At 65.1% G+C, this 14,554-nt stretch carries 16 protein-coding genes; 8 read left to right on the top strand and 8 right to left on the bottom strand.

What is annotated here, in order from left to right; translation table 11 throughout:
* The first annotated feature begins 25 nt into the window (after positions 1-25).
* From G4G28_RS08880 to G4G28_RS08855, 6 genes are all read left to right on the top strand, one after another.
* The gene (locus G4G28_RS08880) at positions 26-805 is read left to right on the top strand and encodes an inositol monophosphatase family protein (RefSeq protein ID WP_182991772.1); all 780 of its coding nucleotides are present in this window, start codon (positions 26-28) and stop codon (positions 803-805) included.
* Positions 806-1,006: 201 nt separating this feature from the next.
* The gene (locus G4G28_RS08875) at positions 1,007-2,416 is read left to right on the top strand and encodes a DEAD/DEAH box helicase (protein WP_182987992.1); all 1,410 of its coding nucleotides are present in this window, start codon (positions 1,007-1,009) and stop codon (positions 2,414-2,416) included.
* 182 nt (positions 2,417-2,598) lie between these two features.
* On the top strand, positions 2,599-3,402 hold the full coding sequence (gene otnI / locus G4G28_RS08870) for a 2-oxo-tetronate isomerase (protein WP_182987991.1): 804 nt from the start codon (positions 2,599-2,601) through the stop codon (positions 3,400-3,402).
* A gap of 149 nt (positions 3,403-3,551) precedes the next feature.
* Complete coding sequence (locus tag G4G28_RS08865) at positions 3,552-4,412, top strand: hypothetical protein (RefSeq protein WP_182987990.1); 861 nt, start codon at positions 3,552-3,554, stop codon at positions 4,410-4,412.
* A gap of 16 nt (positions 4,413-4,428) precedes the next feature.
* Positions 4,429-5,181, top strand: coding sequence for a hypothetical protein (locus tag G4G28_RS08860; protein WP_183108254.1), 753 nt, complete (start codon positions 4,429-4,431; stop codon positions 5,179-5,181).
* A gap of 194 nt (positions 5,182-5,375) precedes the next feature.
* Positions 5,376-5,738, top strand: coding sequence for a TraR/DksA family transcriptional regulator (locus tag G4G28_RS08855; RefSeq protein WP_182987989.1), 363 nt, complete (start codon positions 5,376-5,378; stop codon positions 5,736-5,738).
* Here G4G28_RS08855 and phbB read toward each other — a convergent pair.
* From phbB to G4G28_RS08830, 6 genes are all read right to left on the bottom strand, one after another.
* Positions 5,735-6,487 carry an acetoacetyl-CoA reductase gene (gene phbB, locus G4G28_RS08850; RefSeq protein ID WP_182987988.1) on the bottom strand — a complete coding sequence of 251 codons (753 nt, stop codon included), beginning with the start codon at positions 6,485-6,487 and terminating at the stop codon, positions 5,735-5,737. The genes G4G28_RS08855 and phbB overlap by 4 nt on opposite strands.
* A 221-nt stretch (positions 6,488-6,708) precedes the next feature.
* Positions 6,709-7,263, bottom strand: a complete 555-nt coding sequence (locus tag G4G28_RS08845; protein ID WP_183108253.1) for a hypothetical protein — start codon at positions 7,261-7,263, stop codon at positions 6,709-6,711.
* A 77-nt stretch (positions 7,264-7,340) separates the two neighbouring features.
* Complete coding sequence (locus G4G28_RS28105) at positions 7,341-7,835, bottom strand: M90 family metallopeptidase (protein WP_308602025.1); 495 nt, start codon at positions 7,833-7,835, stop codon at positions 7,341-7,343.
* The gene (locus G4G28_RS28100) at positions 7,750-8,223 is read right to left on the bottom strand and encodes a zinc-dependent peptidase (protein ID WP_308602448.1); all 474 of its coding nucleotides are present in this window, start codon (positions 8,221-8,223) and stop codon (positions 7,750-7,752) included. The genes G4G28_RS28105 and G4G28_RS28100 overlap by 86 nt, the downstream gene beginning before the upstream one ends.
* Positions 8,224-8,245: 22 nt before the next feature.
* Positions 8,246-9,016: a glutathione peroxidase gene (locus G4G28_RS08835; RefSeq protein ID WP_182987987.1), complete on the bottom strand. Its 771-nt coding sequence runs from the start codon at positions 9,014-9,016 to the stop codon at positions 8,246-8,248.
* A gap of 361 nt (positions 9,017-9,377) precedes the next feature.
* The gene (locus G4G28_RS08830) at positions 9,378-9,992 is read right to left on the bottom strand and encodes a winged helix-turn-helix domain-containing protein (RefSeq protein ID WP_182987986.1); all 615 of its coding nucleotides are present in this window, start codon (positions 9,990-9,992) and stop codon (positions 9,378-9,380) included.
* A gap of 469 nt (positions 9,993-10,461) precedes the next feature.
* Between G4G28_RS08830 and G4G28_RS08825 the strand changes: the two genes are divergently transcribed.
* Together G4G28_RS08825 and G4G28_RS08820 are read left to right on the top strand one after the other, a co-directional pair.
* Positions 10,462-11,517: an OmpA family protein gene (locus G4G28_RS08825; protein ID WP_182987985.1), complete on the top strand. Its 1,056-nt coding sequence runs from the start codon at positions 10,462-10,464 to the stop codon at positions 11,515-11,517.
* A 153-nt stretch (positions 11,518-11,670) separates the two neighbouring features.
* Positions 11,671-12,585, top strand: a complete 915-nt coding sequence (locus G4G28_RS08820) for a YihY/virulence factor BrkB family protein (RefSeq protein ID WP_182987984.1) — start codon at positions 11,671-11,673, stop codon at positions 12,583-12,585.
* A gap of 354 nt (positions 12,586-12,939) precedes the next feature.
* Here G4G28_RS08820 and G4G28_RS08815 read toward each other — a convergent pair whose 3' ends face one another.
* Together G4G28_RS08815 and G4G28_RS08810 are read right to left on the bottom strand one after the other, a co-directional pair.
* Entirely contained in the window at positions 12,940-14,193 is a 1,254-nt protein-coding gene (locus tag G4G28_RS08815) for an AI-2E family transporter (protein WP_182987983.1), read from the bottom strand.
* A gap of 46 nt (positions 14,194-14,239) precedes the next feature.
* Positions 14,240-14,554: a BON domain-containing protein gene (locus G4G28_RS08810; RefSeq protein ID WP_182987982.1), complete on the bottom strand. Its 315-nt coding sequence runs from the start codon at positions 14,552-14,554 to the stop codon at positions 14,240-14,242.

Here is a 14,554-nt window from a genome sequence, read left to right as displayed (position 1 = left end):
TTTCAGGGAAAACAATATGCATCCAATGCTCAATACGGCCATCAAGGCCGCTCGCCGCGCCGCCACCGTCATCAACCGCGCGTCTTTCGACCTCGACCGTATTACAGTCTCTGAAAAACAACACAACGATTTCGTCACCGACATCGACCAGGCCTCCGAACAGGCGATCGTCGAAACCCTGCTCAAGGCCTATCCCGACCACGCCATCCTCGGCGAAGAGTCCGGCCCGTCGCGCAACCTGAACGACGACAGCGAATACGTCTGGATCATCGATCCGATCGACGGCACCACCAATTTCATGCACGGCTACCCGAACTTCTGCATCTCGATCGCGCTGCAGCAGCGCGGTGTGATCACGCAGGCCGTCGTCTACGACCCGGTGCGCAATGACCTGTTCACCGCCAGCAAGGGCGCCGGCGCCTACCTCAACGACAAGCGCATCCGCGTGCGCAACCACGACCGCATCGGCAAGGCGCTGATCGCCGCCGGCCACGGCCCGGATCCGCGCGCGCTGGCCGAATACCTGCGCATGTACGAAGTCGTCGCCTCGCGCTGCCACGGCGTGCGCAGCAGCGGTTCGGCCGCGCTGGAACTGGCCAACGTGGCTGCCGGCCGCGTCGACGCATTTTTCGAGAAGGGCTTGAAAATCTGGGATATCGCCGCAGGTTCGCTGCTGGTGACGGAAGCGGGCGGCATCGTTGGCGAGTTCAACGGCGAGTCGGAATACATCAACAAGGGCGACATCATCGCCGCCGGCCCGAAGGTATTTGCACAGATGATCCCGCTGATGGTTCCTTTCGCGTAAAATAGCGCTCCGGCCGACGATTTTCGCGCAGTGCAATCGTCGGCATCCTCATCAAAGCATTTCCACCGCGCAACAAACCCACTATAATGACCCGGCACTTTTTCGGCGCGCCTGTACGGTGACCCGGGAGTGTCCTTCGTCACCCTCTCCGATCCTGGCGCCGCTTGCGCCGCGGCGGAACAACTTACCAGAAGAGACCTAATGTCATTTGCTACCCTCGGCTTGTCCGACGCCATCGTTCGCGCAGTCACTGAACAGGGCTATACCACGCCGACCCCGATTCAAGCGCAGGCCATTCCCGCCGTCCTCGGCGGCGGCGACCTGCTGGCCGGCGCCCAGACCGGCACCGGCAAGACCGCCGGCTTCACCCTGCCGATCCTCCAGCGCCTGTCGACCGACGCGGTTGGCGCCGCGCTCAAGAGCAAGACCGCCCCGCGCGCGATCCGCGCCCTGGTGCTGACGCCTACCCGCGAACTGGCCGCCCAGGTCGAGGAAAGCGTGCGCCTGTACGGCAAGTACACGAACCTGAATTCCGCCGTGATCTTTGGCGGCGTCGGCATCAACCCGCAGATCAAGCTGTTGAAGCACGGCGTCGACGTCCTCGTCGCCACGCCAGGCCGCCTGCTCGACCACGCCGGCCAGCGCACGGTCGACCTCTCGAAGGTCGAGATCCTGATCCTGGACGAAGCCGACCGCATGCTCGACATGGGCTTCATCCACGACATCAAGAAAGTGCTGGCCCTGCTGCCGCCGAAGCGCCAGAACCTGCTGTTCTCGGCCACCTTCTCGGACGACATCAAGGCCCTGGCCGACAAGCTGCTGAACAACCCGGCCTCGATCGAAGTGGCGCGCCGCAATTCGACGGTGGAAGTGATCTCGCAAAAGATCCACCCGGTCGACCGCGACAAGAAGCACCCGATGCTGTCGCACCTGATCAAGGAAAACGACTGGCACCAGGTGCTGGTGTTTACCCGCACCAAGCACGGCGCCAACAAACTCGTCGAGCAACTGGGCAAGGACGGCATCGGCGCGATGGCGATCCATGGCAACAAGAGCCAGACGGCGCGTACCAAGGCGCTGGCCGAGTTCAAGGACGGCAGCCTGCAGGTCCTCGTTGCCACCGATATCGCCGCGCGCGGTATCGACATCGACCAGTTGCCGCACGTGGTCAACTATGACCTGCCGAACGTGCCGGAAGACTATGTGCACCGGATCGGCCGTACCGGCCGTGCCGGCGCCACCGGCGAAGCGGTGTCGCTGGTCTGCGTCGACGAGCACCAGATGCTGAAAGACATCGAAAAGCTGATCAAGCAGACGCTGCCGCGTCACGTGATCCCGGGCTTCGAGCCGGACATGAACGCCAAGGCCCAGCCGATCCAGCTGCGCAGCGGCGCGCCTGGCCACGGCAATCGCGGCGGCCGTCCTGGCGGTGGCGGTGGCGGTGGCCGTAGCGGCCAGGGCCAGCCACGCAGCGCCGCGGCGCCAGCCGGTTCGCGTCCTGCCGGCAACGGCGGCCGTCCGAATGGCGGCAACGGCGGTGGCCGTTCGGTTGGTGGTGGCGGCAACAGCGCCGGCCGCGGCCCGCGTCCTGCAGGTGGCCGCGACCGCTAAGCGCTTCGCTTGAGCGGAGAGGAAAAGCAAAAACAGCCCGGTTCGCCGGGCTGTTTTTTTTGGCTTTTCGTAGGGTGGGCGGGGCCGCCCACCCTGCCAACACGCGCGCGCACGATTGCCCTGCCCGGCGCATTCCCCGCCCAGGTGCTACGATAGTGGGCTGACAACATTCGAGCCACCCGATGCCGAAATTCGCCGCCAACCTGAGCACGCTGTTCAACGAGCTCAGCCTCCTCGACCGCTTCGCCGCGGCACGCGAGGCGGGCTTCGACGCGGTCGAATTCCTGTTTCCCTATGCCTGCGAACCGGAATCGATCGCCGGACGGCTGGCCCGTTACAAGCTGGAACTCGTACTGCACAATTTCCCCGCCGGCGACTGGGCGGCGGGCGAGCGAGGCATGGCCTGCGACCCGCGCCGCGTGCAGGAATTCCAGGACAGCGTCGAGCTCGCCATCGACTATGCCGAGGAGCTGGGCGTCAAGCGCCTCCATTGCATGGCCGGCAAGCTGCCGCCGAACGTCGCGCCCGAGCGCGCGCACGCCACCTTTGTCGCCAACCTGAAGTTTGCCGCCGCCGAGCTGGCGCCACGCGGCATCGACCTGCTGATCGAGCCGATCAACGACCGCGACATGCCGGGCTATTTCCTCACCAGGTCGCGCCAGGCGCAAGCCATCATCGAAGAATGCGCGGTCGACAACCTGTTCCTGCAGTTCGACATCTATCACATGCAGCGCATGGAAGGCGACCTGGGCAACAGCATCCGCAGCCTGCTGCCCCTGATCCGCCACATCCAGCTGGCCGACGTGCCGGGCCGCCATGAGCCGGGCACGGGCGAGATCCACTTTCCCTACCTGTTCCGCCTGCTGGACGAGCTCGGCTACGGCGGCTGGATCGGCTGCGAATACACGCCGCAGGCCGGCACGCTCGAAGGCCTGGCATGGCGCACGGCACTGGCGGGTGCGGCGTCGCCGCGACAAAAGAGCTGAACAGCGACCGCATCCTGTGCACGGGGCGTGCGCAGATAGCCGCATCGACGCACTCATCCCTTGTGACTTGATCTAAACCAAAGTCTGGGCAGGTCGCGTTTGCCAGAATGGGCCTTTCCGTCCGGCATTATTGCCGTCGAGAGGACCCGATGACTTCATTTCGCCCTGCCCTTGCTTCCAGCCTTCTCGGCATCAGCCTGCTGCTGGGCGGCTGCGGCACCGCCAACGGCCCCGTCAGCCTGCAGGAAGTGCGCGAGTTCGCCGACGCCTCGGCCAAGCTGGGCGGCTATGCCGAGCTGTCGCGCCGCTACCGCGACACCTACGAGCGCGAGCAGCCCTACCTGCCGGCGACCGTCGACAAGCTGGCGCGCGAGAACGATGCCAAGCGCCGCGCCGTCTACGAGGACTTCGTCAGCGTGCAAAAGGCGGTGGTGCTCTACATGCAGACGCTGAGCCTCCTTGCAGGCGACGACCGCTACGACCTGACGCCGCGCATCGACGACCTCGGCAATGGCCTGAAGGCCAATGCCGAGTCGGGCCTGCAGCAGCGCCATATCGCCGCCTACACCGGCCTGACCCGGCTGCTGACCCGGGTGATCGCCTCGGGCTACCAGAACCGCAGCGTGGAAACCATGGTGCGCGACGGTGACGCCGACGTCCAGACCCTGCTCGAAGCGATGATTTCGCTCACCCGCCTGTATTACAAGACCAACGAGAATGAAAAGAAGACCGTGCTCGGGATCTTCGACGTCGAACTGCCGTTCACGAACCGCAACACCGACCGCATGCTCGTGACGCTGGCCAAGGTGCACTACCTGAACAAGTCGAGCGAATACAAGCTCATCGACCGGCGCTACGACCTGGCGCTGCAGGGCTTGACCAAGGTGGCGCTGGGCCACCAGAAGCTGCGCGAGAACATGCACAAGTTGTCGCAGGACGAGGTGCGCCGCATGCTCGGCAACTACGGGCGCGACCTGCGCATGATCCGCGAAGGCCTGGCGGGCGATTGAACCATTCGGAGGCAAGATGGCAGAGCAGATGAACGACAAGACGATGGCGGGCGGCGACGCAGGCAAGGGCGCGGTTGCCGGTGCCGGTGCCGGTGCCGGTGCCGGCGATGGCGAGGTGGCGGCGAAGACAGGAGCGGCGCCTGCCCCGGCGGGAGACAACGGCCTGGCCAGCGTGGCCCAGATCGTCGAGCTGGCCGACCAGCTCTCGGCCTGCGCCGACCAGTTGCACGAACGCATCATGCGCGACATCCGCGCCTATGAGGAAGGCAATGTGCCTTACCGTGTCCAGACCGCCGCGCGCACCCTGCTCGAGGATGAGCTGCTGTTGCGCCAGCGTGCGAACGGCCTGTATGCCGACGCCGCCACCTACATCGTCAAGTCGCTCGGCAGGCCGCAGCAGAAGCTGGTCGCGCTCACGACGGCCGCGGCCGAGAAGATCCGCAAGATCACGCTGATCGGCGACGTTACCGGACTGGTGGCGGGCCTGCTGCACCTGGCGGGGGCCGCCGCCACCGGGCAGGCGGTGCCGGTCATCATGGCGCTCGACAACCTGCATACCCAGATCAAGGTGCTCGAATCGCACCAGCCCCGCCTGCCAAGCCGGCCTGAGCCCAGCCAGCGTATGCCACGGTGGACGAAGCGGCGGCACGAAGGTGCCGCCGCTTCCGCTTTGACCGGGCACCGATTCGTCAAGCTTGCCGACGCGCTTGTCGGTACGCTTGTCGGCACGCTTGTCGGCACGCTTGTCGGCACGCTTGTCGGCCCGTAGGCCACCGCTTGCGCGACACCGCTGCGACACCCTCCCGACCCGTCCCGTGCGCCCATGTTCATCGCGCGCGCATCGCGCTACACTGGTTCCACACAGTGAATGTGGGAGGATGCGATGGACGGCTTTTTCCCCGCTCGGCCAACCCGCCCGGCGCCATGCACGCGCCTCCTTCGTCTGACCGGCGCGAGACCGCCATGGCCGCTCTCGACCAAGCCCAGCTGGCAGCCTTGCGCGCCACGCTGGCGTCCCGCCTCGATGCCCTCGCGGGCGCCGCCGAGCCGCAACTGGCCGGCGCCGAACGCGACCTGCCCGTCTCCGAAATCGAAACCTCGCCTGCGGACAAGGCCACCGTGCGCCTGCTGAACGACCTTGCACTGGAAGCGGCCGGACACCATGCAGCCCAGCTGCACGTACTGCGCCATGCGCTGGCAAAGTTCGAAGACGGAAGCTATGGCCTGTGCGAGGAATGTGGCCAGGACATCGGATTTTCGCGCCTGCAGGCACGCCCCGAGGCGCGCCTGTGCATTACCTGCCAGACGCGCCTGGAGAAGCGTTAGCGCATGTGCTGGCCGCCGTTGATGGCGAAGTCGGCGCCGGTCACGAAGGCGGCCGCATCCGAAGCAAGATACGCCACCAGTGCGGCCACCTCGTCCGGCTCGCCCAGGCGGCCGGCCGGAATCTGCGGCAGGATCTTGTTGATCATCACGTCTTGCGGCACAGCCTCGACCATTCTGGTCCGCAGGTAGCCCGGCGAGACCGTGTTGACCGTGATGCCATGGCGCGCCGTTTCCAGCGCCAGCGCCTTGGTGAAGCCGTGCATGCCGGCCTTCGCCGCCGCGTAGTTCGCCTGGCCGAAGGCGCCGGCATTCGCGTTCACGGACGAGATATTGATGATGCGGCCCCAGCGCTGCGACGTCATCGGCTCGATCACCTGGCGGGTCATGTTGAACACGCTGTCGAGGTTGGTGCGCAGCACGGCGTTCCAGTCCTCCAGGCCCATCTTGCGCAGGCTGCGGTCGCGCGTGATGCCGGCATTATTGACCAGCACGTCGATCCGGCCGAGGTCTGCCAGCATGCCTGCGACGGTGGCTTCGCAGGCGGCGAAATCGGTCACGTCGAGGCGGTAGGCCTGGAAACGGTAGGCCTCGTCACGCTGTGCCGACAGCCAGGCCTCGGGGGTCGTGTTGCCCGGCGAGTAGGTGAGCGCGACCGTGAAGCCGGCGTCGTGCAGGTGGCGGCACAGTGCCGTGCCCAGTCCACCCATGCCGCCCGTTACCAATGCCACCTTGCCCGTGCTGTTGCTCATGTTGTTCCCCTTTTGTCGTTGCGGCCAAGCGGCCGGAAGCGCCAAGTCTAGGGACGAGAAGGAGAGCAATCTTGAGGTGGATCAAACGTCGTCGGCTGTGTCGTCGGCTCCCGACAGCACTGCCCTGCCGTACCGGACGGGTTGGCAGGGCATGCGGCGAGGATACTCAGCGGATGCTCAGTGGATGCTCAGTGGATGCTCAGTTGATGCTAAGTGGATCCTCAGTGGAGGATATCCGGCGGGCTGGAAGCATCGAAGTCGGCCCAGTCGCCCTCGACGATATTGCCGCGCGCGCGCTCGATCTGAACCGCTCCCAGGCGGCGCAGCAGGTCGACGGCCTGCGATTCCTGGCCGGCGTCGTCGAAGGCGACGGCGACGAGCATGCCGGCCATGCGCTGTTCCGTGGGTGCCCGCCCGCCCTGCTCGCGCTCGCCTGCTTCCTTCATTTTCGAAAAGCTGAACAGCGAGCCGACGTGGGCGCCGACCAGGCCGCCGACGATGGGACCGGCCGGCCCGGTCAGGGGCGCCGTGACGGCACCGACCGCGGCACCGACCGCGCCGCCGGTGGCGCTGCCCTGCAGCACGCCGACTGGCGTCTCCTTGGCGCCGGGCGACTGGATATGGTCGCCACCGATCGGCGTCATGTCGTGCTGCCCTGGCTGGCTCAGGTAAAAGGTACTGGTGCGTTCGGCATTGAAACCGGCGTCGAGCAGCGCGCGGCGCGCGGCTTCGGCTTCATCCTGGAGCTGGAAATGCCCTGCAATGATGATGGACATGGATTTCTCCTGCATTGTTAGATAGCGGCAAGCATGCTCCTGCTGGGCTGGCCATTCTGTACGCAAACGCACGCAGCCTATTGCCATTGTCCATACAGAACCTGGCCGGCATGCAGCTCGGGTAGCGCAGGCTCGGGTGCGGGCGGCGCCTGCCAGTGACGCGGATCGACCCGGTAGTACTTCAGGAATTCCTCGTACAGGGCCGGGTGGCGCGATGCCAGCAGGTGGGGCTGCTCGAAAAAGGCCTCGGTGGCCACGGCGAAGAACTCGGCCGGGCTGGTCGCGCCGTAATGGTCGAGCACGCCCTGCTGGCCGAACCAGGCGTCCTGGCGCAGGGCCGCGAAGTCGCGCGAGAGCACCTCGGACCAGCTGCGGTAGCGCTCGGCGCTGCCGAGGTAAGGCGCGCCATTCGTGCTGCCCGATTCGCTGTCGAGCTGGTGGGCAAACTCGTGCAGCACGACATTGTGCGAAGGCACCGTGTCGGCGTCAGGCCGGCGCACGTGGTTCCGGGACAGGATCACGCGGCCGTCGCCCCAGGACTCGCCCAGCAAGTCCTGGCGCTGCTCGCTCACGACGCCGGCGGCATCGACCTGGCGCCGCGGCACCCGGGAAGGCGCCGGGATAGACCAGTACCGAATGCAGGCTGGCATACACCGTGTCGCCGCGATTGCCGAGCAGCAGCAGGCAGGCCTGGCCGGCGATGGTCAGGCGCATCTCGTCGGTGATCTCCAGGCCGGCGCAGCCGACGAAGGTTTTTTCGTGGAGGAAGCGGCGCACCAGGCGCTCCAGGCGCGCGCGCTGCCCTGCATCCATGCCCCGGTATTGCTCGACATTGCGTTCTAAAACGGCAATTGCGGCGGCGTCCAGCGGCCGCGCCGTGGCACGGCGCAGGCGCCAGCGCGGCACGGCCCAGGCCAGGGCCAGCGCGGCCAGGACGCTCGAGAGGATCAGGGCTTCCATCACGTCTTCTCCGTCGGGGTGTTCACGCGCGCGCCTGTTTTGCGTTTCCCGCCTCTTGCCCGAGGTAAGCCTCGAGCTCGTCGGCCCCGCCGATGTGGCGTCCGCCGATGAAGACCTGGGGCCAGGTCATGTTGCCGCTGACGGCACGCAGCACGCTGGTGTTGATCTTCTGGTCCTGCGAAAAATCGGTATAGCGCAAATCGCGCCCGTCCAGCGCCGCCTTGGCACGCGCGCAATGCGGGCAGCCCGGGCGCGAGAAGATCACGATCGGTTCCGGCGCGCGCGCCTCTGGATTGATATGGCGAAGCATGGTGTCGGCGTCCGAGACTTCGAAGGGATCGCCCTCCTTGTCCGGTTCGATGAACATTTTCTCGATGATGCCGTCGCGCACGAGCATCGAATAGCGCCAGGAGCGCATGCCGAAACCGAGGTCGCGCTTGTCGACCAGCATGCCCATTTCGCGTGCGAAGTCGCCGTTGCCGTCCGGGATGAAGGTGATGTCCCTGGCATCCTGGCCCTGCTTCCACTCGTTCATGACGAAGGCGTCATTCACCGAGACGCAGTAGATGGCGTCGATGCCGTTGTCACGAAACACGGGCGCGAGCTCGTTGTAGCGCGGCAGGTGGGTGGAGGAACAGGTCGGGGTATAGGCGCCCGGCAGCGAGAACACGACGACCGTCTTGCCCTTGAACAGCTCATCGGTCGTGAGGTCGCGCCACTGGTTGTCCGGGCGCGCCTTGAACGTCACGTCAGGCACGGGTTTGCCTTCCAGCGTATCGGCACTTGGCAGCATGGGATGTCCTTTTCGAGTGGTCTGGCACGGCACCGCGCCGCGCTCCTGCGGAGGTGGGGCCTGTTGCCGGGTTTTCAATGTTCGGCCCGCGGCGCCCTGCGCGGCGTGGAGACTGCCTTGCGAGGGGCAGACAAAGTCACCAGGACCGCGGCGCTGCGACCGGAAGATCGCAGCGGGTCGGGCGGCGACGGCGCGATGGCGCGTGGAAGCGACCGGCAAGGCGTGGGGGGAGATGGGGAGACGGCGATGGGGAGACGTAAACGGCAAACGCCGCGCGGTGCGCGGCGTTGTGCGTGACGACAGCGATCGTCGGTACGGAGCGTGCTACGGGTCTCTGCCGCGGCACGCTCCTGTAGCAAGGTCAGGCGCGCTCTTTGCCCACCTGGCTTGGGGCCGGGCCGAACAGGGCGGCGACGAGCGGATCGCGGGTGACCGGGCTGCGGTTCACGCGGATGGCATAGTGGGTGTCATCGGCCAGGATGTGGAAATGGCGACCGCTGCCGGCCATGCTCTGCTCGCGCAGGCCTGGACGCTCCTTGCGCGGGGCAACGCCTTCGCGCTTCGGCTGGCAGATCGCAGCCAGGAAGGCTTTCACGCGTTCCTGGTCGGGGCAGATCTGGTAGACGGCCTTGCCGAGGTAGGTGGCGGTGCCTTCGATGTAGCGCGCCAGTTCGATGACGCCGGCTTCGCGCAGGTCGCGGATATACTTGCGGGCGCCCGACGGCGAGAACTTCAGGAACCACGCGATCTCATCGGCCAGCATTTCGTGCGTCGACAGTTCGTTGATCAGCTTTTGCATGTTCTCGATCCGACGCTGGGTGGCGGACGTCGAACGCACACGCTCGATCGGCGCCAGCGAGATGGGCGCACGTTCGGTCGGTTGTGGCGGCACACGTTCGATCAACGCTGAGTTGCTGGAAGTGTGCACTGCGCCGATGTCGCCTTGCACCGCGTTGTGATGAGTCGTTGCATGCATGTTGATATGCTCCAATGAAAGAGAGAGACTGGGGTGGCCCGGGTCGCTGTGTGTGGTCTGACACTCTGACAACACCTCGGGTTCCGCTTAACTGACCTCAAGATTGCCTGCGTCAGGGTAGCCGGTCTGTGCGCCAGCCCACATTGGCAAAATTCCTCGAAGCATTTCGTCAATTAAGTTTTAAGAAAAATCAATTGTGCGCGCGAAACTGGGCGCTTGTAGCAAAAATACAACGAAATCGTCTTATCCATTGCGGATAAAGCTTGGAGCCCAGTCTGCCGTCTTTCTCCCCTCCTCTATATAGAAGCATGACTTAAAAAGTCGCCAATGTTGTAGTTTTGTCACTCAGCAGTATCTGTAGGTGCGCTAGCGCACCGACCCTCTGGAACTCGGACTCGTATTCTTGACTCCAACATCACTGTCAAGGCACGCGATGTCACCCTACCTTTTCAACTTATGGGAGTTTCCTGTGAACAATACGAAGAAGATCGCCCTGGCCGTCGCCCTGCTCTGCGCAGCTGGCTCCACGCTGGCTCAAGAATCCATGCCAACGCAAGAAATCAATCCGTCCTGGTATGTCCAGCCGAGCGTCGTCGGTTTCAAGCCGGACGCGGACTTCGGCGTGAACGACCGTGACTGGGGCGCTGGCCTGAAAGTCGGCAAGGCCGTGCACCCGTACTGGGATGTCCAGGCCGGTGTCACCCACGCACGCACCAAGGAATTTCCAGCAACCTACCGCCAGACCCTCGTTGGCGTCGACGCGCTGCTGATGCTGTCGCGCGAGCGCTTCCGTCCCTTCGTGCTGTTCGGTGTCGGCGCCCAGCGTGACCGCGTCGAAAACCCGAACGGCGGCATCAACCGCCTGAGCAAGACCTCGCCGTACGCTACCGCCGGTATCGGTTTCCAGGCTTCCCTGACCCCGCAGCTGTCGCTGCAGGCCGACCTCCGCTCGGTGCGCGGCTTCCTGCGTGACGACGAGCAGTTCGGCTTCTCGCGCAGCAATAACAAATACGTCACCGTCGGCCTGAACTATGCGTTCAGCCCACCGCCAGCACCACCGGCACCGGCTCCAGCACCTGCGCCAGTGGCTGAAGCCGCACCGGCACCAGCGCCAGCACCGGTCGCTCCGCCACCACCAGCCCGCTTCGAAAAAGTGACGCTGGAAACGAGCAAGCTGTTCGAGTTCAACAAGGCCGACGTCATCCTGCCGGCACCACGCCTGGATGAAGTCGCTGCCGCACTGCAGGCCGACCCAAGCATCACCGATGTCGACATCACCGGCTACACCGACCGCCTGGGTACCGACAAGTACAACCAGAAGCTGTCGGAGCGCCGCGCCAACTCGGTGCGCGATTACCTGGTCAGCAAGGGCGTCGACGGTGGCCGCCTGAAGGCCTACGGCAAAGGCGAAGCCAACCCGGTCGTCACCTGCAACAACAAGAAGCGTGCGGACCTGATCAAGTGCCTGGAGCCAAACCGTCGCGTCGAGATCGAACAGATCGTGATCGAAAAGCGCGTTCAGTAATTGCCGCTCCGCCTGCGGGCGGAAGGTCGCAGGGCCGCACCGACGGGTGCGGCCAGCGGGGTACTTGGCCCGATCTCACGGGCGTCCCGGGATCATACCTGCGGGCGTACACGAGGGGGCCAAGTGCCCCTTTTTCTTTTCTGGAGGGCTGGTATGGCTGTCAACAAATGGTTTCCATTCTCGCGCCAGGTCATCCATGTGATGAAATGTGCGGTCACGGAATGGCTCGCGCACCGCGCCGCCAGCAAGGGCGCCGCCCTGGCCTTCTACACGCTGTTCTCGCTCGCCCCCATCCTGGTGCTGGTGATCGCGATCGCCGGTTTCTTCTATGGTGCGGAAGCAGCCCAGGGCCAGCTCCTCAACGAACTGCGGGGCCTGGTGGGTGCCCAGGGCGCCGAAACAATCCAGTCGGTGCTGGCCGGCGCGCAGAACAAGGAAACCGGGCGCCTGGCAACGATCATCGCCACCGTCCTGCTGCTCGTGGGCGCTACGTCCGTGTTCGCGGAACTGAAGGATAGCCTGGACGAAATCTGGGACGTGCCCCCACCCAAGAACGCCAGCTGGTGGAACACGGTGCGTACCCGACTGCTCTCCTTCGGCCTGATCCTCGTGCTCGGCTTCCTCCTGATGGTGTCGCTGGTGGTGAGCGCCGCCCTGGCCGTCGTCGAGAACTACCTGGGCGGCATGTGGAAGGAAGCCACCGTGATCATGGGCTGGGTCTCGTCATGCATCAGCTTCCTGGTGATCGCGATCCTGTTCGGCACGATCTATAAATTGCTGCCGCGCATCAAGCTGTCCTGGCACGACGTGACCATCGGTGCCCTCGGTACGGCTGCCATGTTCACGCTGGGTAAGTTCGCGATTGGCCTCTACATCGGCAACAGTGGCACCGCCAGCAGCTTCGGCGCCGCCGGCTCGCTGATCGCGCTGCTGCTGTGGGTGTATTACTCCGCGCAGATCTTCTTCCTCGGCGCCGAGTTCGCCCGCCAGTACGCCCTGCAACTGGGCAGCCTGCGCCATGCACCTGCCCATGTCACCGGTGCGAAGAACGTCAAGCGCATGGCCTGATGGAGCAGGCGCGGCGCGAACCAGTGCGCCTGCCAATCCGTGGGGTGGGGCCTCGACCCCACCTACGAGAGCGGAACCGCAGTTGGCAGCAAAAGGGCCGGGTGCGCAAAGGCACGAAAGACGGCGTGGGGTCGAGACCCCACCCTACGAGAGCGGAACCGCAGCTGGCAGCAAAAGGGCCGGGTGCGCAAAGGCACGAAAGACGGCGTGGGGTCGAGACCCCACCCTACGAGAGCGGAACCGCAATTCGCAGCACACAGGACCGGGGGCGCAAGGGCACGAAACAGCGTGGAGGTCTCGACTCCACCCTACGAGAGCGGGTCCACCTCGGCAGGAGCAGGCAGGGTGCGGCCCCTATTCCCCGAGCAACTCGGCCAGCACTTCCATTCCCTCGACGCGCTCGGCCACGACCTTCAGGATCACGACCACGGGCACGCCCAGCAGCAGTCCCCACATGCCCCAGAGCCAGCCCCAGAACAGCAGGCTGACGAACACGGCAGCCGGGTTCATCTTGGCGATCTTGCCCGTCATCCAGGTGGTGACGACCATGCCGACCAGGGTAGCGATGCCCATCGAGGCGCCGGCGACCAAAATGACCATGCGCAGCGACTCGAATTGCAGGAAGGCGACGAGCCCGGTGGCGGTGGTGATCAGGAGTGGTCCGAAATAGGGCATGACGTGTGCCACGCCGGCGAAGATGGCCCAGGCGCCGGCGTTTTCCAGGCCAATCGCACGCAGCGTCACCCACATCAGGAGCGCCAGCAGGATGTTCGTCACCAGGAGCATGAACATGTAGTTCTGGATCGAGGTATTGATGTCGTCCAGGATGTGCACCGTGACTTTCTTGCGCGTGAGCGAGGGACCGGTCAATTTGACGAGCTTGCGCTTGAAGGTGTCCCCGGCCAGCAGCAGGAAGAACACGAGGAAGACCACCATGGTCGCCTGGGTGAGGAAGGCCGCCAGTCCGACCGAACCGGCCAGCAGCCAGTCGGTGATGCGGAAAGCCGGCGCATGCGGCTGCGACACGCTCGGGCGGCGCTGCACCACGCGGCCGTCGCGGTTCTCGCCGACGCTGGCGGTGGCCTGCTCGATCTCGGCGGCAGCCTTGCGCATCTGCTGGATCGTCGAGCCCTGCCCGGACGCGGCGGTACTGAGCAGCCTGGTGACCTTGTGGGTGAGCGTGGGCAGCTCGTCGATGATGTTGAAGAATTCGTCCTGCAGCCGGTACATGGTGGCGCCCAGGCCGCCGATCAGCAGCGCCGTCACGAGGGTGGCGCCGACAATGCGCTTGATGTGGATGCGTTCGAGCCAGCGCACGACCGGGCTCAGGGTATAGGCAATGAAGATGCCGAGCAGGAGGGGAACGAAGAATTTCTGCGCCCACTGGAGCGCAAAGACAAAGGCCACGGTGGCCAGGATACCCAGCGACAGGCCGCGGGCGTTCACATGGATGGGGAGCCGCAGGCTGCCCGCGTGCAGGGTCAGCTCGTCGCCTGGCCCGGCATGGACTTCTGGTGCGGCAGAGTCGGCCTGTATGGCCGGCTCTGCCCCGATGGCGGCGGAATCGTTCGGCTCGGTTGCGACCGAGCCTGGACTGGCGAGTTGCATGTGTTTGCCAAAAAAAGTTGCCAGACCGCCGCCACGGCGGCGCTGCTTATTTCACGCGGATGTCGTTCTTGACGGATGTTACACCCTTCACGCCGCGTGCAACCTCGACGGCGCGCTGTGCATCGCCAGGCTGGGCCACGAAGCCCGACAGCTGGACGTCGCCCTTGAAGGTCTCGACGTTGATTTCGGTCGCTTTCACGGTTGGGTCAGCGGCGAAGGCTGCTTTCACCTTGGCGGTGATGACGCTGTCGTCGACGAATTCGCCTGCGCTTTCCTTCGTCGGCGAGGACGAGCAGCCAACCATGGTGAAAGCGAGGGCGCCGGTAAAGACGGCGGTGGCGAGACGTTGGGTGATTTTCAT

The sequence above is a fragment of the Massilia sp. Dwa41.01b genome (assembly GCF_014171775.1).
GTDB lineage: Bacteria > Pseudomonadota > Gammaproteobacteria > Burkholderiales > Burkholderiaceae_D > Telluria.
The sequence above is the reverse complement of the archived record's forward strand: the minus strand, read 5'-3'. Positions and strand labels throughout refer to the sequence as shown.